The organism is Gracilimonas sp. B-17, from assembly GCF_056857935.1.
The window spans coordinates 558,546-584,713 of the sequence record NZ_JBSXOA010000012.1; the positions used below are offsets into that span (position 1 = coordinate 558,546).

The following is a 26,168-nucleotide window of genomic DNA, read 5'->3' on the forward strand; positions in this document are numbered from 1 at the left end:
ACATTGTTAAATAATTACCAGGGTAAATTATCAAGGTCCACATTTCCGCCTGTAATTATGATACCAATTTTTTTACCCTTGGTCTCAATTTTTTTATCGAATACAGCAGCTACAGGAACAGCACAAGAAGCTTCAATGATCATGTTCATACGCTCCCAGATAAACCGCATTGATTCAATGATAGATGTCTCACTGACCGTGGCTATGTCATCTACTTTTTTTGTGATGATGGAAAAAGGCAACTGTCCCAACGAGGTTCTTAACCCATCTGCTACCGTGTCAGGATCTTTGACCGGAATGAGTTTTCCGGCTTTAAAAGATCGATAGGCATCATCAGCCATTTCAGGTTCAGCACCTATCACTTTAATATCATGTTTAATAGCTTTAGCTGCAATAGAGGTACCGCTAAGTAGTCCTCCGCCACCTACAGGGGTGATTATCATATCAAGGTCAGGGTGCTCTTCCAGGAACTCAATGGCTGCAGTTCCCTGACCAGCAACAACCCTTGAATCATCGTAGGGATGAATAAAAGTGGCGTTGGTTTCCTGAACCACTTTTTCTAACGTGGATTCTCTTGCTTCAAGCGTTGATCTACAGAAAGTAACGTTGGCTCCATACCCTTTTACAGCCTTTACTTTAACTTTCGGTGCATTTTCAGGCATTACTACGTAGGCCGGGATGCCTCGCATTTTAGCAGCCAGGGCAACCGCCTGGGCGTGATTGCCGGATGAATGCGTTGCGACTCCTTTTTCAGCTTCTTCATCGCTCAATGAAAATATAGCATTGCATGCCCCCCGGAATTTAAATGCACCCACTCTTTGAAAATTCTCACACTTGAAAAAGATGCTTGTCCCGGCTCTTTCATCCACACTTCTGCTTGTAAAGACAGGAGTTCGATTAGCGTATTTCTTTATTTTTTGGTGGGCTGTTTTAACGTCATTAAAATCTGGCTTAGTTAGTAATGGCTTCATAAATACGAGTACTACAAGAAGTTTCGGGTGGCCTTTATCTCATTTGGCAGATAAACAGGCTTATTTAAGGTTACAAAGAATTATAAAATTGAATTTATAAGAGTGATGTTTGTAAGACATTAATAGGCATCTCAAAATACGAAAATAGGTGGCAACTTTATTTTTAAAGAATCATTTCAATTAAGGTTGATAAAGTCTGAATATTCAATTCTAAAAAGTTACACATCAATTTTATACCCTGCATTTTCAATGTTTAACAAACCTTTTCCCATTATTAGAAATATCAGTCGTTTATTTGACTGAATTATTAAATACTGTCCTCGTTAGTTGTTGAGTCACAACGCAATAAAAAATTTGAGTCTATAAATGTGGTGTAAAGTTATCTGTGGTTGTTTTATAACGTTGATACTGACCGGAAAAAGTTTTTCACAGTCTGCAATTAAAATTCAACGGTTATCGGAACCTATTACACTTGACGGTATCATCGATGAATCGGTTTGGAATGAGATCCAACCATATCAAATGTACCAATATGAGCCTGTCTATTTAGGGGAGATGAGTGAGCGTACAGAGATTAGAACTGCTTATGATGATGAATTTTTATACATATCAGCTAAAATGTTTACTCAAGACCCAAATACCATTACTGCCAATAGCTTGTACCGTGATAGATACAGTGGGGACGATGTTTTTGCAGTGATCTTGGATCCATTTAATGATGATCAAAATGGGATGCGCTTTTTTACCACTCCAGCCGGAACTAGGTTTGACCAATCAATTTCAAATGATGCAAATACCATTGGAGGGAACAGACCAATAAACAGTAGCTGGAATACGCATTGGGATGTTGAGACAACGCAAACGGAGGAGGGATGGTTTGCCGAAATGAGAATCCCTTTTTCCAGTATTGGGTTTCAAAGTAACGAAGGAATTGCGGAGATGGGTTTGATCGTCTATCGATGGTTGTCTCATCATAATGAAAGGCATATTTATCCAAAGATACCACCCAATTGGGATGAAGGTAAGATAAAACCCTCCAAGGCAAGGGATATTATCCTGTCCAATGTAGATGCTCCAAGACCGGTATATTTCACCCCTTATGCATTAACAGGATTTCTTCAGCAAAACACGAACACTTTAAATGATTCAGGCACTTCATTTAAGTATGATGAGGATTTTAAAAATGAGTTTGGGTTCGATATCAAATACAACGTTACCAATAACCTGACAATGGATCTCACTGTCAACACTGATTTTGCACAGGTAGAAAATGACGAACAGCGTTTAAATTTGACGCGTTTTTCAATCTCTTATCCGGAAAAAAGGCAATTCTTTCAGCAGCGATCATCAATTTTTGATTTTAATTACGGGGATACACGTCTTTTTTACAGCAGAAAGATTGGTCTTGATAATGCCGGTAATCCGGTTAGAATACTTGGAGGTGCTCGCCTGACTGGAAGAGTCGGAGACTTGGACGTAGGTTTTTTGAACCTACAAACTGCGGCAAGCCCGGCCTTGCCCTCTGAGAATTTTGGTGTGCTAAGATTGAAAAATGGTGTGCTAAACCCCAGTTCATATGCTGGCGGTATCTTCACCAGTCGCGTTGGTGCTGATGGCAATTCAAATATTGTATTAGGCCTTGATACCGACCTGAATTTATATGGAGATGATTACTTTACATTCAGAATGAGCCAATCGGTAGACAGCGATGTACCGGAAGGTAGAAGAAATAATTTCAGTGATAACAGCATATTCAGAATTGCCTGGGAACGAAGAGCAAGTACGGGGATATTTTACCGATTTTTTATAAACCGCACAGGACAGGATTTTAATCCCGGCATTGGGTTTTACAAGACTATTAATACTTCAGATTATTTCTATCTATTGGGATACGGATGGCGACCGGGGGAAAATTCTACCTTCAATCAGCATTCATTGAATATTGAAAGTTATAACATTTTAGAAAATGATACTTATGATCTAAGGAGTCGCTTCATTGCTTTTAATTGGAACAGCAACTTTAAAAATAACGGATCTATAAGGTCTGAAATTAAGTATAATCAGGAGCATTTACTATCTACAGAAGCTTTTAATCTGGCAGGTAAGATTTATATTCCAGTCTCAAATTATGAATTTTATGAAGGATCGATCAGTTATAGTTCCCCGCGTACAAGAAGATTTATGAGTCGTGTAACCTTTGAATACGGAGAACTTTTTGATGGGACCCGTAAGCAGTATAGAATCGATCCCCGTTGGGTGGCAAACCTTCACCTCGAGATCTCAGGCAGCTACCAATTAACGATGCTGCGGTTTCCTAAAATTAACGAGCGTGGTCAAACGGAATTTGACGCTCATGTTGGGCGGTTGAAAAGTGAATATGCGTTCAATAAAAAGATATCAACCAGTGCATTTGTTCAATACAGTAACTTAGCTGATTTGATTGGGGCTAACTTTAGATTTCGTTATAATTTTCGAGAAGGACAAGATCTTTGGATCGTTTTTGACCAAACTATAAACACTTTACTTGATGGCTCCCGATATGGTTTAAATGATTTACCAAGGAATGAAAATCGATCAATTCTAATCAAATACACGCATACTTTTAAAATTTAGAATGTGATTTATTCTAAACGAAATACCTTTATTTTAAATATCAAATTAAGCGAACCGGCTTTAACAAATCCCTTTTCAATATGAAATACTTAATGACATTTCTCACATTAATGCTTACGCCTGCACTTGCTTTCGCTCAGCAAGATGCCTTCGAACGTTTTCGGTTTCATCCGGACCTGAACTATGATCAGGATATTACGTCTCCACAGGATTTTCTGGGATATGAGGTCGGGGCTGAATACACTTTCCATCATCAGGTTATGGATTATTTCAAACTTTTGGATGAAGAATCTGATAAGATCTCTCTTCATAAGTATGGCACAACCTATGAAGGTCGGGACCTCTATTATGCGGTTATCAGTTCTGAAGGGAATATGAGTAATATCGAATCTATAAGAACGGCCAATGTTGAACTGGCAAATGATCCGGAATCCGGTTCAATAGATGGTAAGCCGGTTGTGGTTTGGATGAGTTATAATGTGCATGGTAATGAAGCCTCCAGCAGTGAGGCTGCCATGCAGACCGCTTTTCGACTGGTTGCATCAAATGACAGTGAAACCTCAAGCTGGCTTGAAAATTCCGTGGTGATCATAGATCCAATGATCAATCCGGATGGTCGGGATAGGTATGTGTATTGGTACAAATCATCCCGGGCCAATATCCTTAATACAGAGGCGAATGATCTGGAACATGATGAGATCTGGCCCGGTGGCCGTACCAATCATTATTGGTTTGATCTGAACCGTGACTGGGTTTGGTTGGTCCACCCGGAATCACAGGGGCGTATTGCGGCCTATCAGGAATGGATGCCACAAGTTCACATGGATTTCCACGAGCAGGGTTTCAATAACAATTACTTTTTGATGCCGGGAACCACACCTCGCAATAAAGAATTACCGGATGCTTATGAAAATTGGGCCGACACGTTTGGAAGAGGAGCCGGAGAAGAATTTGATGAAGCCGGTTTGAATTACGCAACGCGTGAGTCCTTTGATTTCTTCTATCCTGGATATGGTTCTTCCTATCCAAGTGTTATGGGAGGCATTGGAATGTTGGCTGAACAGGGCGGTCATAGACGAGGAGGACGTGCAGTTACCACTGATGACGGGTATATACTGACCCTTAGACAGCGTGTTTTCGATCATTACATCAATGGAGTATCGATCGTAGAGACTGCAGCTGAGAATAAAGAAGGCCTACTGGGATATTTCAGGAACTCCGTTTCACAGTCAACTCAAAGAGGTAATACCAAAGCATATATTCTAAAGAACAATGCCAATGACTATACCTATCAGGTCATCAATATGCTACAAAAGCATAATGTGCGGATCGAGCGGGCTACAGAGGACTTCGATCAGCGAAATGCCTTCAGCTATTGGAATGGAAGTTCTACGAACCGGAGTTTTGAAGCCGGTGATTTTATAATCAAAACCGATCAACCAAAGCATCTTTTTATAAACACATTGTTCAGAAACCAATTACAGATCGAAGATTCTGTGATGTATGACATGGCTACCTGGTCAGTACCCCTTGCATATAACCTGGACGCTGCCTGGACAACCAATGGAATTGGCGTTTCGACTGAACCGGTAACTGAAGAACTCAGGTATCCCTCAGGCATTGAGAACAATGATCCACGGTATGCTTATGTCATTGACTGGAATCAACGGCATGCTCCGAAAGCCTTGGCGAAACTCTGGGATATGGGTTATAACGTCCGAAGTGCAGGGCGAACCTTTTCCTATCAGGGAAAAACTTATACAGCAGGGAGTTTGATCGTACTTGTTGGGCGTAACTATGAGAAGAGAAATGAAATAAATTCAGACATGAGGAAGTTGATCAACGAAGTGGATGTGGTGGTTGAGGGTTTTGATACCGGCCGCATGGATTCGGGGATGGATCTTGCTTCAAGTGACAGTGAACCAGTCAAAAAGCCCAGGGTAGCCTTGATGATCGATTCTCCTTTCAGTTCTTATACTGCAGGTCAGCTATGGTTCTTATTTGATCAGTGGACTGAATTTGGTATTGACCGCATCCGATCAGGCAGCTTCAACCGTATCGATCTGGCTGAATATGATGTGATATTGATGCCGGGTGCCTGGGGTGGTTTGAATGATGTTTGGGGTGAATCTCAGATCGAGGATCTTAAAACATGGGTAAGAAATGGAGGTGTACTGATCGGTACCGAGGGCAGCGGCTCTTGGCTCACAAAAGACCGCTCCGGTTTTACCGATGTGGAACTTTTTGAAGCTGAAGAAGAAGACAGTACAGAGATCGATGAAAAAGCATATACACAATACGAAGATCGCGAAGATGTATTTGGACTCGAAAGAATTCCAGGATCTGCGTTCAAAGCCATAGTTGATAATTCCAATCCGCTGGCATTTGGATTACCGGATCAGCTTTACTCGTTGAAATTTGGAAACGATGGGATCATGCCTTCCAATTCACTACAAACGGTTGGTTATTATGTGAAAGAAGGTGAAGTATTGGCTTCGGGTTATGCATCAGAAGAGAACAGGGAAAATGCCAAAGGAAAAGCATTTGCAGCTGTTCAAAATATGGGCAGTGGTAAGGTGGTATTCCTGCTGGATAACACTCAGTACCGCATGTTCTGGGTTGGCCCAAGTCGTATGGTACAAAATGCGGTGATGTTGCTTCCCGGTTTCTAAAAAACCTGATAGTTCAGATCGCGGCTTAATAACCACAGAGTTACACGGAGGCGATCTCCCTGTAACTCTGTGTGTTGTTTAATATATCAGCCTTTAGCCCTTCGTTCTTCCAGTCTCTTTTTATTTCTCTTTTTGGCAAAGTAGGGAACAAAGAACAGATATATCCCGGTGATCCAAAGTATGGTCACTACGATACCCGAGGGCAGAAAGATCCACAGTTTGGCTGAATCATGAAACCATGAGCCATCGTGCAGCGATTCAAGTAATTCGGATCTTCGATATGCTACCTGCAAAACCTCGGCAGTTTCGGTATCGATCTGAATTTCCCATCGGTTCACAGCCCTTACTTTAACAATTCCTTTATCAGGGCGGACATCCAAACGGTCAATATCCTCCCAGGCAGATATTTCAGCCTCAGGGATTGAGCTGGAGACTGATAAGACCTCATCGAAACTGATCGATGGTATAGTGGAAACGCCTGTTTGTGAAGGAGGTTGTATCCAGTTGACCTCTTTTTTGACCTGCAGAAATAATCCTGTGATCAAAACTAAAAGAAAGGGGAGGGCGATAAGTGCGCCTCCCCATCTGTGAATTTTTCTAAGGTCCCGGCGTGAATTCCAGCTCATTTCTCACGGTTTAATTTTATTTACCAATCCAATCCGGGTTGGGTGATCTTATCATTTCCTTCTGCTTTAGCTGCTTCAACCATGTCAGCTACATCCTTTAGAAGGTCTTTGGCGTCAAAAACAATACCGTCTTTGATTGTGTATCGGACTCCACCTTTGCGAACAGGAACATTATCCTCATTCACATAAATAGCACCAGTTCCGTAAAGTACTTTTAGATTTTTCATTGGGTTGGCATCCACGATGACCATGTCGGCCAGTTTACCTACTTCGATGGTTCCAAGATCATTATCCACTCCAAGCACTTCAGCTGCTTTAAGTGATGCAGATTGAAAGATCTCAAGGGGATGGAAACCGGCTTCACGCATCATTTCCATTTCCTGAATGTACCCGAATCCGTAGAGTTTATAGATATAACCGGCATCTGAACCCAGGGTAACACGCCCACCTTTATTTTTGTATTCATTGATGAACTTCATCCAGAGCCTGAAATTTTCTTTCCAGGCAATTTCCTGTTCCGTACCCCACTCCAGCCAATAGGATCCATGGGAGATCTTACTGGGCTGGTAGAATTCCCATAAAGAGGGCAGCGTATAACGTTCGTGCCATTCGGCTCTTCGTTGCGCACTCAGGTCACGATTGGCTTCATAGATGGTAAAGGTGGGATTCATGGTCAGATCCAGGTCTATCATTTCATCCATAACCGAATTCCATGTTTCAGATCCGGGTTCTGCAGCTTGTTTCCACAAGTTACCTGCTTCCTCAAATCGATGTTGCTCATTATTGTAGTTGTAATCCAATGGATAATCCTGAATCACCCTGTCCTCAAAGAGTGATTCCGGGAGTCCGTACCAATGGGTGAGTGAGGTTAGTCCGTATCGGGCAGATTGCAGGGCATTATTGTAGACCACACGGGTTTGGGCATGATGAGTCATCGTTCCCAGGCCGCGTTTATTGGCTTCATCAATGGCTGCTTTGTAAACCTCAGGCGAAGCCCCAAAAAATTTAATACCATCGGCGCCTGCCTCATCGATCATCTTTACCCAATCACGAGCTTGTTCTGCTGTTGTTATTTCTTGTTCAGCACCCATGCCAAAGCCGATCCAGGCTGAGATCCTTGGTGCCGTGATCTCATTATTTGAGCTGAGTTCTTTATGACGCAGGGTCCAGTCCATGCCATTAAATGAACCCGGTTCCCGAATCGAAGTGATACCATGTGCCAGCCAAAGTTTGTACACGTATTCAGGAACCGTACCCTGTGCACCTCCACCGGTATGCGCATGCATGTCAAAAAAGCCGGGTAACATGAACATACCTTCAGCATCCAACACCTTTGTATTTTCATCAGCACGGGGTCGTCGATCTTCGTTGATCGGAAGTCCGGGATATCCAACCGTGTTGATCGAAACAATTCGATTTCCCTCTACCACAACATCAACCGGTCCTGTGGCCGGTGAACCGGTACCATCTATCAAATTAACGCCACGAATGATCAAGCGTTCGTAGGGACCATCGCCTTCGGATCGCTGTGGAGCATCCGGCATTTGAGCAAAAAGGCTGACACTTCCTATAGTGAAAAAGAATAATAGTAACTTCAGGGATCTCATAAGATTGGATTGGATTTAATTGTGAAGTGAATGATCGGAATGTACCACTATCGGTACATTCCATCCGTAAAAATTAGTTAGATAAGCAGGGCGCCTTCATGTTTCAAAAGCCATTCTTTTCGATCCAGTCCACCGGCATAACCGGTTAATTTGTTGTCTGAACCGATCACTCGATGGCAGGGAATCACAATGGCGATCGGGTTTTTGCCATTGGCTCTGCCAACAGCCTGTGAGGCTTTAGAATCACCGATCTTTTTGGCGATGTCTCCATAACTGCAGGTTTTTCCATTGGGTATCTCCAATAGTTTACGCCACACAGATTGCTCAAAATCAGTTCCCTCAGGCTCCAGTGTTAGCTGAAAATTATCTCGTGTTCCCTCGAAGTATTCACGAAGCTGTGTCCTGGCTGATTCAGTATGGGCATCAGGGTCTTCCGGGCCATCAGTGTCTATGAACCTGATCTCCTTGATGGCTTTTCCATTTGAAAGAATACGGATGAAACCGATCGGACTATCTAAATAACTAACGTAGGTCAAAGTGGGAGCATTTAGTTTTGGTTTACTTTAGGATATCGACTGAACCTGATTTATCAAAGTCAAAATTTGATTTTTTGAAGTAGGGAAGGTCAGAGCCTATAAGGGTAGAACCGGTAAGCCTGTAATCAAGATCTTCATCATTGTTCAAAAGGCGATAAGCCGCCATTCCCGCATTCAAAAAACTGATATTGAACGGTAATTGTATGGTTTGAGCCGATTTTCCATCAATGTTAATATCATCTTCGATAGTGCCGGAAAACGATCTCAATCCATTGACCTCCAAATCAAAATTAAGGTCATCTATCATTAACTGAAAGGCATTGGGATTCTGAATATTGAGTTCAACGAGTAAGTCGGCACCAGTCAAGGATAGGTTTTCAACAGAAAAGCGGTTAAGTGAAACACCCGGTTTTTTAACAACCGGTATCTTGCCGTTATACTGAACCGGAACATTGACCGTACCGAGTACAGGCAGATCAAAGCCAAAATCAGCAGAAAAACTATAGTCTGACTCATCCCGGTCTTTCATACTTTGAAAGGTTTGAAGCAGTTCAGTATAAGTAAGTGTGACCGGCACTTGAATGATACTTCTGTTCTTAGCTTTTATGGTCATTCCACGCTGTTCATCCCCAGCTGCAAAATTCGTGTTATTGATATCCAAAGCATAGCTATATGAGCTCAGATCTATTCCCACATTATTTGGATTGTTTATCTCGACGTCAGCAGTCAGTTCAATATCCTGCAAAGTTAAGCCTGTGATATTCATATCCACTACGGATAAAGAGGGTTTACTGATATTTGCCAGCTCACTGATCTGCGCACATGAATGAATAAACCCCAGCAATAATACCAATGAAATAAGTTTAATTGTCCAACGAAACTGTGATCCAGTTGCTTTCATGCTCATATCAGTTTACAAATTATGTATTGTGATGCCTTGGAATAAAGGTATATAAATGTTGCTTTCAACCCTAATCCGTGACTCTGATGATATAAAAAATGCCTCAGATGGCGTAAATATGGGTCTTTAGAAAAAAGTTGTAACAAAATGGAAAAACCTCACTCTTGTATATAGCTTTGAAGTTGAGATTAATGTTTATACCCTAACAGTTAGTCGATTCTAACTCCTTAAAGCTGAAAACTAAAGCCCCGGTCCTGAACCTTCCGGGGCTTTTTCTTTATCTGTAATTTTTAAAAATAAACCCTGTAGAGTAAGCTAACATTGATCCCGGGTTCAGGTCGAAGGTCCTTTATGCGGGAAAGGTGATCGTAATATTCCTGATTCAGGAGATTATTGGCATTGAGTGAAAAGGTATGGAGTAATTTACCTCCCTCTAAGCGATACTGAGCAAATAGGTCAAGAAGGGTATATCCCTCAGTTGGAGTTTCAAATTCACCGGTTCGATCCTGTTCAGCTGCCAGACGAACGCGTGATCCCAACTCAATACCGTCCTTACTGTATTTAATTGATACCTTGGATTTCAGTGGAGGGATCATTGGTAGCGGCCGGGTATCACTGTTATAACCGGTAGTTTGCTGTTCACTTTCAGATACATTTCGTTCTGCCAGTGTATAACTCATAGAGGCGTTCAGTACAAAATTTGACCTCAATATAAATTCGCCTGATAATTCAGCACCATAAAGTACGGCTTCTTCACCCACAAATTGATAGTTATTCAAGTCGGGTCTGCTATTATTAGGTTGCCCTGTGTCCCTGGCGTACAGGTAATTATCAAAACCGTTATGAAACACGGTGAATTCTGCATTGGCTTTAGCCTGCTGATATCGCAGAAATATTTCTTTGGCCAATCCTCTTTCGGGATCCAGTTCAGGATTTCCGATCTCGTAGGAATATGAGGCGAGGTGTGGTCCTTCTGAATACAGTTCTTCGAGTGATGGAGCCCTGAACGAGTGGAGAAAGCTTGTTCCAACAGATAAGGTGCTGTTCAATGAATAAATTGCGGCGAAAGAACTTGAAAGTGCCGGAAACGTTCGTTGCCGGATATTACCGATCACAGAGTTTGGGTCATCTTCTACCGGTTTGTTCATAACCCAATCGAACCGCAGTCCTGCCTCAAGATGCAGCTTATTGAAGTCTGTTTCCTCGACTAAATAGGCAGCCATTTTATAACTGTTGGCATCCGGTGTGCTAGCTCCTATGATGGCATAATCCTCCATTTCTGCCCAAATGCCAAACGATCCTTTATCGATGAAGCCGATCTCGCTGTGCCTGGCTTTGATCTCAGCATTTGTAGTCACCAATCCGAACTGAGTTCCAAGGGCTCCACTGGATTCAATTTCTCTGTGAGTATAGTTTTTAAGGGAAAAGCTTCCTTCCAATACACTAAAGAGATCATTATTCAGGATGATCTCAGATTTCAGGTCGTATTGAAATTTTTCCATTTCAATATCTACACCATTAGGATGTCCTTGCGGATCGGGTGGAATTCCGTAATGATTAAAATAACTACTGAATGCTCCTCCAATATATCCCCAATCTTTTACCCAGCTAAGACCCAATGCATTGTTCGTGGATCTATAATAGGTGTTGTCTGTTTGGCCGATAGGAGTGGAAATATCCTGAGCGGAACGTCCATTGAGACTAAGGCTAATGGCAAGATCGTTGACCGGTGCGGTCAGATCCAGTGCTCCGGAAACTCCCCGATTCACCGTTTCTCCGTTCAAAGTAAAATTTCCGGTGGTTCTTGATGGGGTATTTGTAGCGATCTGATTTCGTACAACATTTATGACTCCGCCAATGGCATTGGCTCCGTAGGCCAAAGCTTGAGGGCCTCGAGCGATCTCAACTTCCTGGGCTGAAATGGGATCGATTGTAACGGCGTGATCTGAGGACTGTGAGGATACATCGCCTGAACGCATCCCATCCTGTAAGATCAAAACCCGTTCACCACCGAGTCCACGAATGACAGGTCTTCCGGGTGCCCCGCCCATTTTACGTTCATCAAATCCGGGTAAATTAGCGAGGGTTTGAGAAAGTGTGTTTCCCAGATTTTGCCTGAGATCTGAGCCAAAGACTTTCTTTGAGGCATGCTCCAGATTAGAGCCTTCAATATTTCGGTCGTTTTGTCCGACAACCTCCACCGATTGAGAACCAAGCACAGTGGGGGAAAGAATAATATTGACCGTCTCATCAGCTTCCTTGATAGCGATCTCTTTGGTTTGAGTTCGGTATCCGATCCTGTGAATAGTAAGCGTAAAGTTACCAGCCGGTACATTTTTCAGTTCATAATAACCGTCGGTATCCGCAACGGCTGTACGATTGAGTTCTTCAATGTGGACATATGCAAACGAGACCGGATCACCCGTTTCAGCGTCGGTTACAGTTCCGGATAAAATGTATCTGTTATCAGCTAGAGCTTGCTCGTTAAGAGAAGCTCCGGCCAATAACAGAATGGAAATCAGTAGAGATCTCAATTAATTACCTGCTTGTGATTTTGCTGGCGGTGAAACAACTGATATGTTTATAGCCGGGCTCTCAAAATCAGGGTGGTCATCATGCATAAGTAATAGAGTGAGATCCGCAGATCCTTCCTGAAGTCCCTTCACGTGGAATTCCCAGAGTTCGCCATCATGCTGTTCGATCTCTATGATGTTGGCGTCTGATACCTCGAAACCGAGATAGACTTCAGGTTCATCAGGTATGAATTCGTTTCCGTCATCGTCAATGAAGAAGATCTCGATCAGAGCAGTTTCATCGTTGACTTCGATCTCAGGAAAGTTATTGACAAGATCCTGATTTGGATATTTCTCAACAATATTGTCTCCGTTAAGTTTTAAAACAAAGCCTTCTGCATCTTGATGAACTTCTTCCTCAGTAGAGGCAGAATTAGAACATGAAATACTAACGGATGCAATTATTAGTAATACAAAAACATTCTTAAATACCGAATATAGGTTATACTTTTTCATTGGTGTATATGATTTAATAGTGAAATAATAAATTTTGATCCTGTTTTTAAAGGTGAAACAGGTAGGCTTTCAAGTATTAGATCACAGAAGGAGGGGCACGTCCAAGAAGGGAATTATGAACTTCAGTGCTAAGAAGTAACTCCTGTACATCTATCAGGGTTTGCTGATATTGAAGCAGGAGATTGTAATCAGATGGGGTTTCATCAACCTGAACAGCGACTAGTCCGGCAACGGGACATAGAAGTTCATTGTCAGTATAGTGTTGTTCTTCAGCGTGATGTACACAAAGCAAACCCTCACTATGATAATGCATCATAGATAGCATGATCCCGAACACACCGAGTGTTAGGAATAGAGCAGCAATGTAATTTTTAGACCTCACGCCGATCGATTATATATCAGGTTTATGTGTATAAACTAATAATCGTAATAAAATAGTTCATTATTGTGCCATATATCAAAACTATTACACTTTTTTAAATACTCATTTTAGAGCTTAATTGATTTGTATATAAAGATATTAATCAGGTTTGAAAGCGCTTTTCAGGGCTACATATTTACTTCACATTAGAATTGCATTTTTTGGACGTTCAGTTCAGGGTCCGGCAGGATGTAACAAATGGATCTGGATCTGATTCTCAATAATACTAACAAAATGAGGTGATGACATGGGTCTTTCAGACAAATTTGTGTACCGCTTTGGAAAGCTGCACACAGACGGTAACCGTAAAATGAAACAACTTCTTGGTGGGAAAGGTGCTAACCTCGCTGAAATGAGCACTATCGGGATTCCTGTACCACCGGGTTTTACCATATCCACAGAAGCCTGTAAAGCTACGATCGATAATAAAATGAATTGGCCGGAAGGTCTTGATGATCAGATCAGAAAAGGGGTAGAACACGTTGAGTCTGAAATGGGGCTAAAATTCGGGGATGAAAAAGATCCTCTTCTTATATCTGTGCGATCAGGAGCGGCAGTTTCCATGCCGGGTATGATGGATACTATTCTGAACCTGGGAATCAATGATAAGGTGGTAGAAGGTATTATCCGTAAAACAAATAACGAACGTTTTGCATACGACAGTTATCGACGTTTTATTGATATGTTTGGTGATGTTGTGATGGGAGTCAGCCATGACCATTTTGAGGAAGCTATTGAGAATATGAAGAATGAGGTAGGGGTCGAAGATGACCTGGACCTAAAAGCAGAGCACCTCAAAGAACTAACTGAGCGATATAAGGCCATCTACAGGAAGAATACCGGCCACATGTTTCCTGAAGACCCGATGGAACAACTTAAATTTGCTGTTAATGCAGTCTTTAATTCCTGGAACAGTGCCCGGGCTGTCAAATACAGACAGATCAGTAATATTCATGGGTTGATCGGGACAGCTGTGAATGTTCAGGCTATGGTCTTTGGTAATATGGGGGAAACCAGTGGAACCGGTGTGTGTTTTACCCGGAACCCTGCCACAGGAGAAGCAAAACTTTACGGTGAATACCTGATCAATGCCCAGGGTGAAGATGTGGTTGCAGGTATCAGAACACCAAAACATATCGAAGAGCTGGAACAGGCAAATCCAGAGAAGTACAATGAACTTCTGAGTTATACCAGAAAACTGGAAGCTCACTATAAGAATATGCAAGATATTGAGTTTACCATTCAGGATGGAGACCTTTATATCCTGCAAACAAGAAATGGTAAACGTACGGGTACCGCAGCTGTAAAGATCGCCGTTGATATGGTTAATGAAGGTGTTTTAACCAAAAATGAAGCCATTAGAGACCTTGTTGAACCGGAGCATATTGAGCAGTTATTGCATCCTCAGTTCAAGGACCTGGACGATGCGACCAAGATCATTGGTAAAGGGTTACCCGCTTCGCCCGGTGCAGCTGTCGGTAAGGTTGTATTTGATTCGGCGAAAGCAGAGAAATCTGATGACCCTGTGATATTGGTTCGTATTGAAACTAGCCCTGAGGATGTTGGTGGTATGTCTTCTGCTGAAGGTATCCTGACCTCTAGAGGGGGAATGACCAGTCACGCTGCGGTGGTAGCTCGTGGTTGGGGTAAACCATGTGTAGCCGGATGTAGTGATATTGTCATCAATTACAAAAATGGATCATTCACAAATGGGAATATTACCGTTAAGGAAGGGGATTATATTTCCCTGGATGGTAACAGCGGTAATGTTATACTGGGCAAAAAAGAACTGACTGAGCCTGACTTTGGTGAAGAATACCAAACATTCATGAACTGGGTGGGCGAAGTAGAAGAGATGAAAGTTCGGGCCAATGCAGAGACACCGGAAGATGCTGAGGCAGCTCGCGGACATGGAGCTGTAGGTATAGGACTTGCAAGAACAGAACATATGTTCTTTAAGCCGGGTCGTGTTAACTTCATGCGCAAGATGATCATCGCCAATGACAGGGATGAAAGGGTAGCGGCGCTGGATAACTTGCTACCATTCCAAAAACAGGATTTCATCGAGATCTTTGAAGCAATGAAGGGGCTGCCTGTAACGATCCGTTTATTGGATCCACCCCTTCACGAGTTCCTTCCACAAGAAGAGGATGAGATCAGAAAAGTAGCAGCCGAATTAGGAGTAACAGCCGAAATGTTGCAGAATAAGGTGAATCAGCTCAAGGAATTCAACCCTATGTTGGGGCACCGTGGTTGCCGATTGGGGATTACCTATCCTGAGATCACTGAAATGCAGGCACGTGCAATCATAGAGGCAGCCATTGAACTCAAAAAGGATGGTAAGGAAGTCCTCCCGGAAATCATGATCCCATTAGTAGGGGGCATCGAGGAATTCAGGCATCAGCGTAAAGTAGTTGACAGCATTGCTCAAGAGATCTTGAAAAGAGAAGGTGTTTCTGTTGATTACAAAGTGGGTACCATGATAGAAGTGCCAAGAGCTGCCATTCTTGCTGATCAGATAGCAGAGGAAGCAGATTTCTTCTCCTTTGGCACAAATGACCTGACTCAAATGACCTTTGGTTACAGCCGGGATGATGCTGTTAAATTCCTTCCAGCCTATGTTGAGAATGGAATTCTAAAACAGGATCCTTTCCAGGTTCTGGATGAAGAAGGGGTTGGCCAGCTGGTGCAAGCCGGTGTAAGGTTAGGTCGCATGGTCAACAAAGATCTGAAGATCGGTATTTGCGGAGAGCATGGTGGTGATCCAAGCAGTATCAACTTCGCCTATAATACAGGTCTTGATTATGTATCCTGTTCACCTTTCAGGGTTCCCGTTGCACACATAGCTTCTGCACAGGCAACTTTGAGAAAGCAAGCTGATACACAGGAGCAAGAAGCACCAAATGCCCTTGAAGTCTAAATTAGACTATCAATCATAATTCAGGAAGCAGGCAGGGTCATTACCTTGCTTGCTTTTTTTATGGGAGAATTTACGCACAACACGTTCCGACGCAGAGCGTCTGAACGAGGTGGAGAGAGTGTATAATAGAAATAGTGTGTATTGTGGCGAAGTAACTTCAGAAGGTATAATCTCGAAATAGGGGAGAATCTAAGTTTCGACGCAAAGCGTCTGAACGAGACACTGATGTTTGCATAATTTGAGAAAAAATTGCGGGTAAATAAGACAGTAAACGAGATCTTACAATACAGCAACAAGAGAAGATCTGCCCAAACAACCACCTCGCTCAGACGCTCTGCGTCGGGGCGAAACAGGTTAAAAAAACTGTAAGGAATTACCATCATACTGCTCTAACTCTGAAAAAGGGAATGTAAAATGGGCAGAAGCAGATTCAAAATACTGGATGAGAGGTATCCTTATTTCATTACTTCTTCAATAGTAAATAGGTACCATATTTTTAAGGATAAGAGTTGTTGTGAAGTAATTATCGATGGGTTGAATTTTCTAATAGGAGAAAGAGGGATAAGAATACATGCCTATGTCATTATGCCTGATCACATTCATATTATCTCACAAGGAAAAGATCTTGGGAAGCATATTTCAGGCTTTAAATCATATGCAGCCCGCCGGATAATTGACTTACTGGAGGCACAAAATAACGAAGCTTGGTTACAGAGATTTAAGTACAAAGGGCCAAGATCCAGAAAGGACAGAGAACATCAGATCTGGATGGAAGGATTTCACCCAAAACAAATTATGTCTGCTAAAGTAATGGAGCAGAAAATTTATTATATCCATTATAACCCGGTTAAAGCAGGTTTAGTGGAGATCGATGGATTCCGAGGTTGATATTACGTTCCGACGCAGAGCGTCTGAACGAGGCCAGAGAGTAGGCACATAGGTTAGGTTAAGTTAGAGTGAGATAATAGTAGAATGTAAAGTCTTAAGACAAGTGTAGTACCTAAACATAATATTTAGGTGGATGTGATCAAGATGCAGCAATTTTAAACTTCCCTCCGTCTCGCTCAGAAGCTCAATCCAAACAACCACCTCGCTCAGACGCTCTGCGCCGGGGCGAATGTAAAATTATAAAGTCCATTTTAGGAAATATTCAGTTTGATTTATCAATTTTTTAATGTCAATAGAATAACAGACACCCTCGTCTTGCTCAGACGCTCTGCGTCGGAGCAAATAAAGTCTACTTTGGCGGTCCTGCCTGTATCTCATCCAATTTGTTCATGGCACGATCGCGCAGGTTATTGAATTGGTCTTCCGGAATATGTCCGGCAGTGAATTCAAAATAAAGCCAGACAATATAGGTAGCCATTACATCCTCATAGCAGTAATGCTCTATCAGGTCAAGTTCCCCGCGTTTATACATGGCAAATACTTCATTGCCTTCTCCGGTTTGTTTAAAAGGTATACCGATCAGCTGACCAAGGTGCTTAAGTTTGGGCCAGGAACTTGCCCCATAATTACTGAATTCATCTACAAGATCTACATTATGTTTGCTGTAGCGGTAGCGAATATCATAATCATTCATCCGAACGGGCATTTGGAGCCCATGTTTCATGGCACGGTATGTGAGAACAGGGATATCAAAACCTTTGCCATTGTGATGGATAAGCCCGAAATCCTTATAAGTTCCAATGGCATCGAAGATCTTCAATAATCCTTCTTTTTCATCCTCTCCGCTCCACGCAACTTTTTGTTTGGGCCCTCCGGTATTCTCGATCCAGAGTCCTACCCATGAGACCATCCGGTGGTACATTGGCGGAAGGAAGCCTGAGGCATTACGGGCTAATTCCTCACTGGCTCGGTCAAGTAATTTATCCTCATCCATTTTCGGTTCATTCAACACCTGACGAATGAAATCGATATCAGGAATGGTCTCAAGATCAAAAATGAAAAACATCAATTAAGGTTTTAGGTGTTAGTAATGAGGTGTTAGGTTTTTAGTGCAATACTTTTCTAAACCCTTGCACCAAAAACCTAACACCTGTATTAAAGTTCTCCAACTAACGACTTCTGGAATAATGCCTCAATATCGGTTTTGGAGTTGTAATGTGCTAATAAAAACATAAGCTTGGTAAGAGCTGCCTCAAGGGTCATATCGTTTCCGCTGATGGCTCCATGTTCAAGGGCTGCACGACCGGCCGTGTATTGGGTGAGGTCAACGGAATCAAAATCGGCTTGTGACACTATTGATACAACCACATTATGTTCCCGGCATTTATCCAGGAAAGGAAGAAGGCTATATTTTCCTTTTATGCAAAAATTACCGCTTCCAAAGCCACGTATTATGACTGCCCTGATCTTGCCCAGATTCAACCCATTCAACAATTCCGGGTTTAAGTTAGGGTGAGCTGTTAGTACAAATACCTCATCAGAGTATTTTGCTTCGTTTCTTAAATTACCGGAGCCAAATTGCTCAAGTACCCTGGATTGTATTTGAATACCAATATCTGCCAGTGGGGTAAAATTAGGTGAGCCAAAAGCATCGAAATCTCCAATACTCATTTTGGTCGCGCGGTTGCCACGATAAAGCGCATCATTGAAGCAGATGCCCACTTCCTTGAAATCCATTGTGGCAAGCTCGATGGCATTAACCAAATTTCGTCTGGCATCACTGCGGATAGAACTCATGGGTAGCTGACTTCCCGTAAAGATGACCGGTTTGTTGAGGTTTTTAAGCCCAAAACTGAGTGCAGAGGCCGAGTAGGCCATGGTGTCGGTTCCATGCAGGATCACAAATCCATCAAACTCGTTGTATTTATTTTCGATACAATCGGCCAGCTGAATCCAATGGGAAGCATTAAGGTCTGAACTATCTTCAAAGAACAGGGGAAAGGTGGTGATCTCAGCTATTTCACTGAGTTCAGGAATTTCTTCATAAAGAACCTTTGACCAAGCTTCAGGATCAAGTTCCACCCCGGCTCCCTTTGCATTCATGGCGATGGTTCCACCTGTTTGTATCAGCAGTATCTTTTTCATGTTGATTTATTCGAGCTTCCGATTATTTTATTTCTTCACATACTGTTCAAGAAGTATGGCTACTGTTCATTGGCATGGTTGTTAACCAAATGCATTCAGAAGTTAAAATCTGTTTCCATCAAAACACACTTTAATATTTACTGTTCAGAGCTTTGGTTCCGGTACAGAGCTGTCGGCATCAGGTATTCAGAAACCAGATCTCGTTTCTATCGCTTTGTATTTGTACGAATGTGATGACCTTAAGACAGTAAGTGGATAAGTGCTAAAAAAGGAGATCCTATGAAAGTTTACGATCCAACCCGTATCCGAAATGTTGTACTGTTGGGCCATTCCGGCTCCGGAAAAACAACGTTGGCTGAAACGATGCTTTTCGAAGCCGGAGCCATAAATCGTCGCGGTTCAGTTGAAGAAAAAAACACAGTATCAGACTATCATCCTCTTGAAAAGGAAAAAGGAAAATCAATTTATTCTTCATTTTTAAACCTGGATTGGAGGGGCCACAAGATCAATTTGATCGATACCCCGGGTACCTCTGATTATATTGGTGAGGTAGCAGGAGCCGTTCGGATTGCCGATACGGCTATTTTTGTGCTTAATAGCGAACAAGGTGTGGAAACAGCCACCGATTCCCTCTGGAATTATGTGCAGAAGTATAATGTGCCATCTATGTTTGTTGTAAATAAACTGGATACCGATCAATCTGATTTCTGGAAGACCGTTGATGAAGCCCGTGACCATTTTGGCCGTGAAGTAACGGTAGTTCAGTTCCCATTCAGTGAAGGGCAGGATTTTCATGCGATCATAGATGTTTTACGCATGACCATGTACGAGTTCCCCAAAGAGGGTGGAAAACCCGATAAATTACCGATACCTGATTCCATGAAGCCCCAGGCTGAGAAACTGCATCAGGAACTTGTAGAGACCATAGCAGAGAATGATGAAACATTAATGGATATCTACTTTGAGCAGGGTGAACTGGATGAAGAACAAATGGAAAAAGGGCTTCATATTTCTCTCGTAAACGGGCAGATCTTCCCTCTATTTTGTTCAACAGCGTCCAAAAATATGGGAACCGGCAGGGTGATGGGCTTTCTGGATGATGTGGCTCCAAACCCGCTTCAGGGCAATCCACCCAAAACCGTTGATGGCGACGAATTCAAACTTGACCCAGATGGAAAGCCTGTGATGTTCCTCTTCAAGACGCACTCCGAATCTCATGTGGGGGATCTGATCTATTTCAAAGTATATGGAGGAAATATCAGGCCTGGAATGGACCTGGTAAATAGTTCAAATGATACGTCTGTTCGTTTAGGCAGCTTATTTATCACAGAAGGTCAAAAACGATTGGAGATCGGTGAAATCAGAACGGGTGATATTGGCTCGGTTGTGAAACTCAAAGACAGTGATGTAAATGACACCCTTCACGAAAAAGGTCACGAGATAATGCTTCAGTCAATCGAGTTCCCTCCAACAACTATAAGAACGGCAGTGAAGCTGAAGAAAGAAGGAGAAGAGGATAAGCTGGGGCATGCACTCCATCAGATCCACAGAGAGGACCCTTCAGTAGTTATCGAACACAGTCAGGAGCTGCGGCAGGTCATCATTCATGGACAGGGTGAAGAGCATCTAGCGGTTATTGAAGATCAGCTCAAGAATCGATTCAATCTTGATGTTGAATTTATAACCCCTAAGATCCCCTATCGGGAAACCATTACGAAGGGTGTCCGCGCAAACTACAAGCATAAGAAACAATCCGGTGGTGCCGGGCAATTTGCTGAGGTCCATTTACTGGTGGAACCTTACGAGGAAGGCATGAGTACGCCGGACGACCTGAAGGTCCGCGATGTTAAAGAACATGATCTTGACTGGGGCGGTAAGCTGGTTTTTCAGAACTGCATTGTTGGCGGTGTGATCGATAATCGGTTTATGCCTGCTATCCTGAAAGGTGTAATGGAAAAAATGGAAAATGGTCCAATGAGCGGTTGCCGGGCACGAGATATCCGGGTGTCTGTTTACGACGGTTCCATGCATTCTGTAGATTCAAATGAAGCGGCTTTTAAAACAGCCGGTCTGATGGCCTTTAAGGATGCGTTCATGCAGGCAGGACCAAAACTAATGGAACCTGTTTACGAGATCGAGGTGAGAGTTCCTGCCGATTACATGGGAGATGTGATGAGTGACCTGAGTTCCCGAAGGGGACAGATACAGGGTATGGATGGTGAGGGTTCCATTCAGAAGATCAAAGCGCATGTACCTCTGGAAGAACTGGACCATTATTCTACTAAACTAAAGTCAATGACGCAGGGTAGTGCCACCTATACCAGAAAATTCTCTCATTATGCGCCGGTGCCTCACGATGTTCAGGAACGGGTTGTGAAAGAGAACCTTCAGGAAGCTTAATTCTGACAAACCACGGCTCAAAGAGCCGTGGTTCTTTTGAAGTTAAATTCAGGTGTCGAATTTCCCACTGAAAAGATCCGGATTCCATTTTCTGCTGCTCTTCAGAGAGGTATTTCTCATTTAAGTCCAATTTCATCACACGGATCTACTTAAACACAAAATGAACCATGCAGAGGTCATCGGGAGAATAATTGCTGAAAACTCCGGACCAATATAAGGTAGCAGACCATGAACCAATTACAATTTAATCACTGAACTCACTTCAGAATATTCCGTCAATTTGTATCTTTAAAGTGTAATCTATATTCATCAAATCAGAGAAAATTTTAAAGATGAGCGCAACCGATTCAACCAAGGAGAAGTCGAATACAGGTATCCTTATCATGGCGCATGGAGGAGGTACCACCTGGAATAATATGGTGAAGCAAGCGGCTAAACCATTGTCTGAAACCTACCCGGTGGAATATGCCTGGGGGATGGCCAATTATGTTTCCCTTCAAAAAGCAGTGCAAAGACTGGAAGCAAATGGCGTAGAACGTATCATAGTTATCCCATTATTTATATCAAAGCATAGTCCGATTCTGAGGCAAGCTGAATTTTTGTTGGGTGTGAGAGATGAACTGGAAGATCAGCCCATGCCTGTTATGCATTACACGGATGAATTCGCAGAACAGGCCGGGGTGGAATTAAACGAGTCAAATTTCATGCATAACATGATCTTTCCACCAACACTCAATCAAATTGAGATAAATACCCCGGTTCAGTTTACAGATGCATTAGATGATCACTCCAGTGTAGCTGATATCCTGAGAAGGCGGATCTTATCGCTGAGTGAGGATCCTGAAAACGAGACGGTGGTATTGGCCGCTCATGGACCTAATGGTGAAGAAGATAATATCGGTTGGGTGAAAAGCATGGAGTCACTTTCGAGACAGGTACAACAAAAACAGAAAGAGGAAGGGTTATTACTTTTCAGGAATATTTTATCACTTACCGTTCGGGATGATGCACCGGAAGATATTCATGAACAAGCCAAACAGCATTTGAGGGCAGTAGTAAGGCAGGGAAATATTTCGGGTCAGGTTATCGTAATACCGGTATTCCTTTCACCGGGTGGAAGGGAGAAGTCTGTGGCTCAGCGTCTGGAGGGACTTGATTTCAAATGGAGCGGTGAGACATTACTCCCTGACGATAATCTTACATCTTTCCTGATCAATTCAGTTGAACAGGCTATTGGATGAGATATTGTTTCAGGAAAAAAGGAAATCCACAAAGTATAGAACCTGTGGATTTCTTCATTAGAAATGATCTAATAACTGGATCAGTTCGCCAATTCCACTTCCTTGCTTGAAGTAAATGGATTCCAGCTAACCGCTTTAGCTTTCTCTAATATGGTGTCGGCTGTAACATAGACCACCGGAATAAATACCAGGGTCACAAGTGTGGAGGCTGTTAATCCGCCGATAACCACCCGTGCAAGGGAAGCTTGAATTTCGGCTCCGGCACCAAGCCCAAACGAGAGGGGAAGTAATCCCAAAACGGTTGTCAGGGTAGTCATTAAAATTGGCCGGAGTCTGAGCCTCCCGGCTTCAACCACAGCTTCAAAGACCGGCAATCCTTTTTCACGTCTCATAAGGTTGATGTAATCAACCAAAACAATTGCATTATTTACTACAATACCTACAAGCATGATCATTCCCATCAGGCTTTGAATATTGATGGTTGTACCGGTGAGAAGGAGGGCAGGGATCACACCTATCATAGCCAAAGGAACAGAGAACATGACGATCAGTGGATCCAGAAAACGCTCAAACTGTCCGGCCATAACCATATAAATAAGGATCAGAGCCATAATAATAGACATACTGAAATCAGCAGCTGCCTTTTGCTGTTCCTCATATTCACCACCGTAAACAATACTGAAACCTTCAGGAAGTGGGAAATCAGCGAGTTCGGCCTGTATGGTCTCAACAGCCTCACCCAAAGCCACACCCGATTCAAGGTTGGCAGTGATATTGGTCACGCGCTGTCCATTGATCCGATTGATGTCTTCAGGGCCACGTCCACTTTCTTTTACGATTACAGCCGAAACAGGTATAACCCCACCATCCGGCAGGTTTACTGAAATATTGTTTATATCTAGAGTTCCAAGTCGATCTTCAGGTCGCAATCGTACAGTGATCGGATATTCATCACCACCTATGCGGTATGAACCGGCGCGGCTCCCGCCAATATTGGTTTGAATGACCTGTGCCACCTGCCTGACAGAAAGACCAAGGTCTGCGATCTTTTCACGATCAAATAATATTCTTTCTTCAGGAGTACCTTCGGACTGTCCGGACCGAACCTCAACGATACCCGGGAGTTTTTCTACCCGAAGTTTGATCTCCTGAGCAAGTTCATAGGCTCTTTCAAGATCGTAACCACGCAACTCAAACTGTAGATCCTCAGCTCCACCTCCTCCGAAGATCCGGCGCATGATCCATAGGCCAGATTGAGCACTGACTCTGATATCGGCACCCGGAATTTGTCCCTCTAGGTTTTTACGAATGTCCTCCGCAAGTTCTGAGGTGCTTTGAGAACGTTCAGACTGGGGTACCATAGCGATCTCAACCTCTGCACGCCCATCCCGAACCTCCGTGGTAAAGTACTCAACGTCATCCATAGGTAAGGTAGCCCTTACTATATTTTCCAATTCTTTGAGATAGATGTTCTGAACGGCGATGTTGGTTCCATCTGCCATCTGGAGATCGATATCAATTTCATCGGCATCGGTTTGGGGGGCCAGCTCAACAGGGATAATTGGGATAGCCAGAAAACTTCCAATGATCAGAAACCCGGTGACTCCGAAAACAGCAGGTTTATGGTTGAGAACTTTTTCCAATCCCAGAGAATATCGTCCTTCCATCCGGGCAAAGAATTTTTGAAAACGCCCTTTTTTGTTATCAGTTCCTTTTTTTACTGTCAGGAACCGACTTGAAAGCATCGGAACAAGTGTGAGGGCAACCAGAAGGGAACAGGCGAGAGCAAAAACTACAACAAGAGCCAGTTCCTGAAACAGAAGTCCCGATACGGTTTGCATGAATACTACAGGTAAAAAGATCACACAGGTTGTTAGGGTTGATGCAACAATTGCACCTGCAACCTGTTTGGTTCCGATCAATGCACTCGGTTTCAGGTCTTCACCTTCTTCTTCCCGCAGTCTTATGATATTTTCGAGTACAACAATAGCATTATCTACAATTAGTCCCACACCAAGGGCTAACCCCCCAAAGCTCATTTGATTCAACGTGAGGTCACTAAAGTAGAGTAATGCAAAGGTGGCAATAATAGATATTGGGATGGACACTGCAATAATGAAGGTTGAAGATCCATTCCTGAAAAAGATATAAAGGATAAAAACTGCCAATAACGCTCCCCATAAGGCAGAATTTTGTACGTTATCGATGGAGCTCTGAATAAATTCACTTTGATCGGTTGTGACAAAAAGTTCAAGATCATTTCGTTCTTGATTTATCTGCTTCACTTCCTGCCTGATATTCTCAGCAACGGCGACTGTATTTGCCCCTGTCTGTTTACGTATACCAAAGCGAGCCATTGGTTGCTCATCAATATATACCACTCGGTCAAGATCCTGATAACCGAATGAAACTTCAGCAACATCCTTAACACGAATTGGCTTCTGATCAATGGTTGTAATGACCGTGTTTGCGATCTGCTCAATAGAATCATACTCACCAAGTGTTCTAACATAAAGCTGTTTCACACCTGAATTAACATTACCACCGGGAAGGTTGGCATTTTCACCTGCTATCGCCTGTTGTACGTCAGCAGTTGAAAGTCCACTTGCTATCAAACGATCTCGTCTGATATTGACTTTAACCTCTCTTTCGATACCACCCCAGATATCTATAGAACCAACGCCATTTATTTGCTCAAATCGTTGTAAGATCTCGCGATCCAACACCGTAGTAAGTTCCGCAAGGTTCATGTCAGAATTAGCCCCAATGATAACGATAGGAAAGTTATTGGGATCGAATTTCCAGATCCTTGGAGGGTCAGCTTCAGGAGGGAGGTTGTCCCTTACACGATCTAGTGCTGCACGAACATCGTTTGAAGCCACGTCAACATCCACGCTTTGGGCAAATTCAAGAGTTACACGGCTGCTTCCCTCGCTTGAGCTGGAACGCACACGCTCAACTCCGGGAACACCGGCTAAGGCATTTTCAATAGGTTCAGTTATGATCTGCTCCATTTCAGCAGGCCCTACATTAGCGTAGTCTGTTGAAACGGTTAGTTGTGGATATTCGATTGGGGGTAGCAGGTCGACCGGTAGAAATCGAAATCCGATAACACCAAGTGTGATGATGATCAAAAAGACCATCGATGTAGCAATGGGTCGCTTGATCGAAGTTTCTGTAATTGGCATGATGTATCAG

General features: G+C 42.9%; 17 protein-coding genes. 6 read left to right on the forward strand and 11 right to left on the reverse strand.

Features of this window, described 5'->3' with window-relative positions; translation table 11 throughout:
• Window positions 1–14: 14 nt before the first annotated feature.
• A complete protein-coding gene (locus AC13FX_RS10965; RefSeq protein ID WP_482880672.1) occupies window positions 15–971 on the reverse strand; it encodes a pyridoxal-phosphate dependent enzyme in 957 nt (318 codons plus the stop codon).
• Window positions 972–1,337: 366 nt separating this feature from the next.
• On the opposite strand from AC13FX_RS10965, the gene AC13FX_RS10970 reads away from it, so the two are divergent.
• Entirely contained in the window at window positions 1,338–3,584 is a 2,247-nt protein-coding gene (locus AC13FX_RS10970; protein ID WP_482880674.1) for a DUF5916 domain-containing protein, read from the forward strand.
• Between the two features lie 92 nt (window positions 3,585–3,676).
• Complete coding sequence (locus tag AC13FX_RS10975; protein ID WP_482880676.1) at window positions 3,677–6,256, forward strand: M14 metallopeptidase family protein; 2,580 nt, start codon at window positions 3,677–3,679, stop codon at window positions 6,254–6,256.
• Window positions 6,257–6,342: 86 nt separating this feature from the next.
• On the opposite strand, the gene AC13FX_RS10980 is transcribed toward AC13FX_RS10975, so the two are convergent.
• From AC13FX_RS10980 to AC13FX_RS11010, 7 genes are all read right to left on the reverse strand, one after another.
• A complete protein-coding gene (locus tag AC13FX_RS10980; RefSeq protein ID WP_482880678.1) occupies window positions 6,343–6,882 on the reverse strand; it encodes a PepSY domain-containing protein in 540 nt (179 codons plus the stop codon).
• A 20-nt stretch (window positions 6,883–6,902) separates the two neighbouring features.
• Window positions 6,903–8,489: an amidohydrolase family protein gene (locus tag AC13FX_RS10985; protein ID WP_482880680.1), complete on the reverse strand. Its 1,587-nt coding sequence runs from the start codon at window positions 8,487–8,489 to the stop codon at window positions 6,903–6,905.
• 77 nt (window positions 8,490–8,566) lie between these two features.
• Complete coding sequence (locus tag AC13FX_RS10990; RefSeq protein WP_482880681.1) at window positions 8,567–9,025, reverse strand: methylated-DNA--[protein]-cysteine S-methyltransferase; 459 nt, start codon at window positions 9,023–9,025, stop codon at window positions 8,567–8,569.
• 22 nt (window positions 9,026–9,047) lie between these two features.
• A complete protein-coding gene (locus AC13FX_RS10995; protein WP_482880683.1) occupies window positions 9,048–9,926 on the reverse strand; it encodes an LEA/WHy family protein in 879 nt (292 codons plus the stop codon).
• A gap of 290 nt (window positions 9,927–10,216) precedes the next feature.
• Complete coding sequence (locus tag AC13FX_RS11000) at window positions 10,217–12,460, reverse strand: TonB-dependent receptor (RefSeq protein ID WP_482880684.1); 2,244 nt, start codon at window positions 12,458–12,460, stop codon at window positions 10,217–10,219.
• Complete coding sequence (locus AC13FX_RS11005; protein ID WP_482880686.1) at window positions 12,461–12,955, reverse strand: hypothetical protein; 495 nt, start codon at window positions 12,953–12,955, stop codon at window positions 12,461–12,463.
• Window positions 12,956–13,031: 76 nt separating this feature from the next.
• Window positions 13,032–13,337 (reverse strand): hypothetical protein, encoded by a 306-nt coding sequence (locus AC13FX_RS11010; RefSeq protein ID WP_482880687.1) that lies wholly within the window; start codon window positions 13,335–13,337, stop codon window positions 13,032–13,034.
• A 286-nt stretch (window positions 13,338–13,623) separates the two neighbouring features.
• Between AC13FX_RS11010 and ppdK the strand changes: the two genes are divergently transcribed.
• Complete coding sequence (gene ppdK / locus AC13FX_RS11015) at window positions 13,624–16,296, forward strand: pyruvate, phosphate dikinase (protein WP_482880688.1); 2,673 nt, start codon at window positions 13,624–13,626, stop codon at window positions 16,294–16,296.
• Window positions 16,297–16,710: 414 nt separating this feature from the next.
• The gene (locus tag AC13FX_RS11020) at window positions 16,711–17,184 is read left to right on the forward strand and encodes an REP-associated tyrosine transposase (RefSeq protein WP_482880690.1); all 474 of its coding nucleotides are present in this window, start codon (window positions 16,711–16,713) and stop codon (window positions 17,182–17,184) included.
• Window positions 17,185–17,533: 349 nt separating this feature from the next.
• Here the strand turns inward: AC13FX_RS11020 and AC13FX_RS11025 are convergent, their stop codons facing one another.
• Together AC13FX_RS11025 and AC13FX_RS11030 are read right to left on the reverse strand one after the other, a co-directional pair.
• Entirely contained in the window at window positions 17,534–18,250 is a 717-nt protein-coding gene (locus tag AC13FX_RS11025) for a ribonuclease H-like domain-containing protein (protein WP_482880691.1), read from the reverse strand.
• Window positions 18,251–18,339: 89 nt separating this feature from the next.
• The gene (locus tag AC13FX_RS11030; RefSeq protein WP_482880693.1) at window positions 18,340–19,329 is read right to left on the reverse strand and encodes an asparaginase; all 990 of its coding nucleotides are present in this window, start codon (window positions 19,327–19,329) and stop codon (window positions 18,340–18,342) included.
• Between the two features lie 279 nt (window positions 19,330–19,608).
• On the opposite strand from AC13FX_RS11030, the gene AC13FX_RS11035 reads away from it, so the two are divergent.
• Both AC13FX_RS11035 and AC13FX_RS11040 read left to right on the forward strand, forming a co-directional pair.
• On the forward strand, window positions 19,609–21,729 hold the full coding sequence (locus AC13FX_RS11035; RefSeq protein ID WP_482880695.1) for an elongation factor G: 2,121 nt from the start codon (window positions 19,609–19,611) through the stop codon (window positions 21,727–21,729).
• 332 nt (window positions 21,730–22,061) lie between these two features.
• Complete coding sequence (locus AC13FX_RS11040) at window positions 22,062–22,970, forward strand: sirohydrochlorin chelatase (protein ID WP_482880696.1); 909 nt, start codon at window positions 22,062–22,064, stop codon at window positions 22,968–22,970.
• An 80-nt stretch (window positions 22,971–23,050) separates the two neighbouring features.
• Here AC13FX_RS11040 and AC13FX_RS11045 read toward each other — a convergent pair whose 3' ends face one another.
• The gene (locus tag AC13FX_RS11045) at window positions 23,051–26,158 is read right to left on the reverse strand and encodes an efflux RND transporter permease subunit (protein WP_482880697.1); all 3,108 of its coding nucleotides are present in this window, start codon (window positions 26,156–26,158) and stop codon (window positions 23,051–23,053) included.
• Window positions 26,159–26,168: the final 10 nt, after the last annotated feature.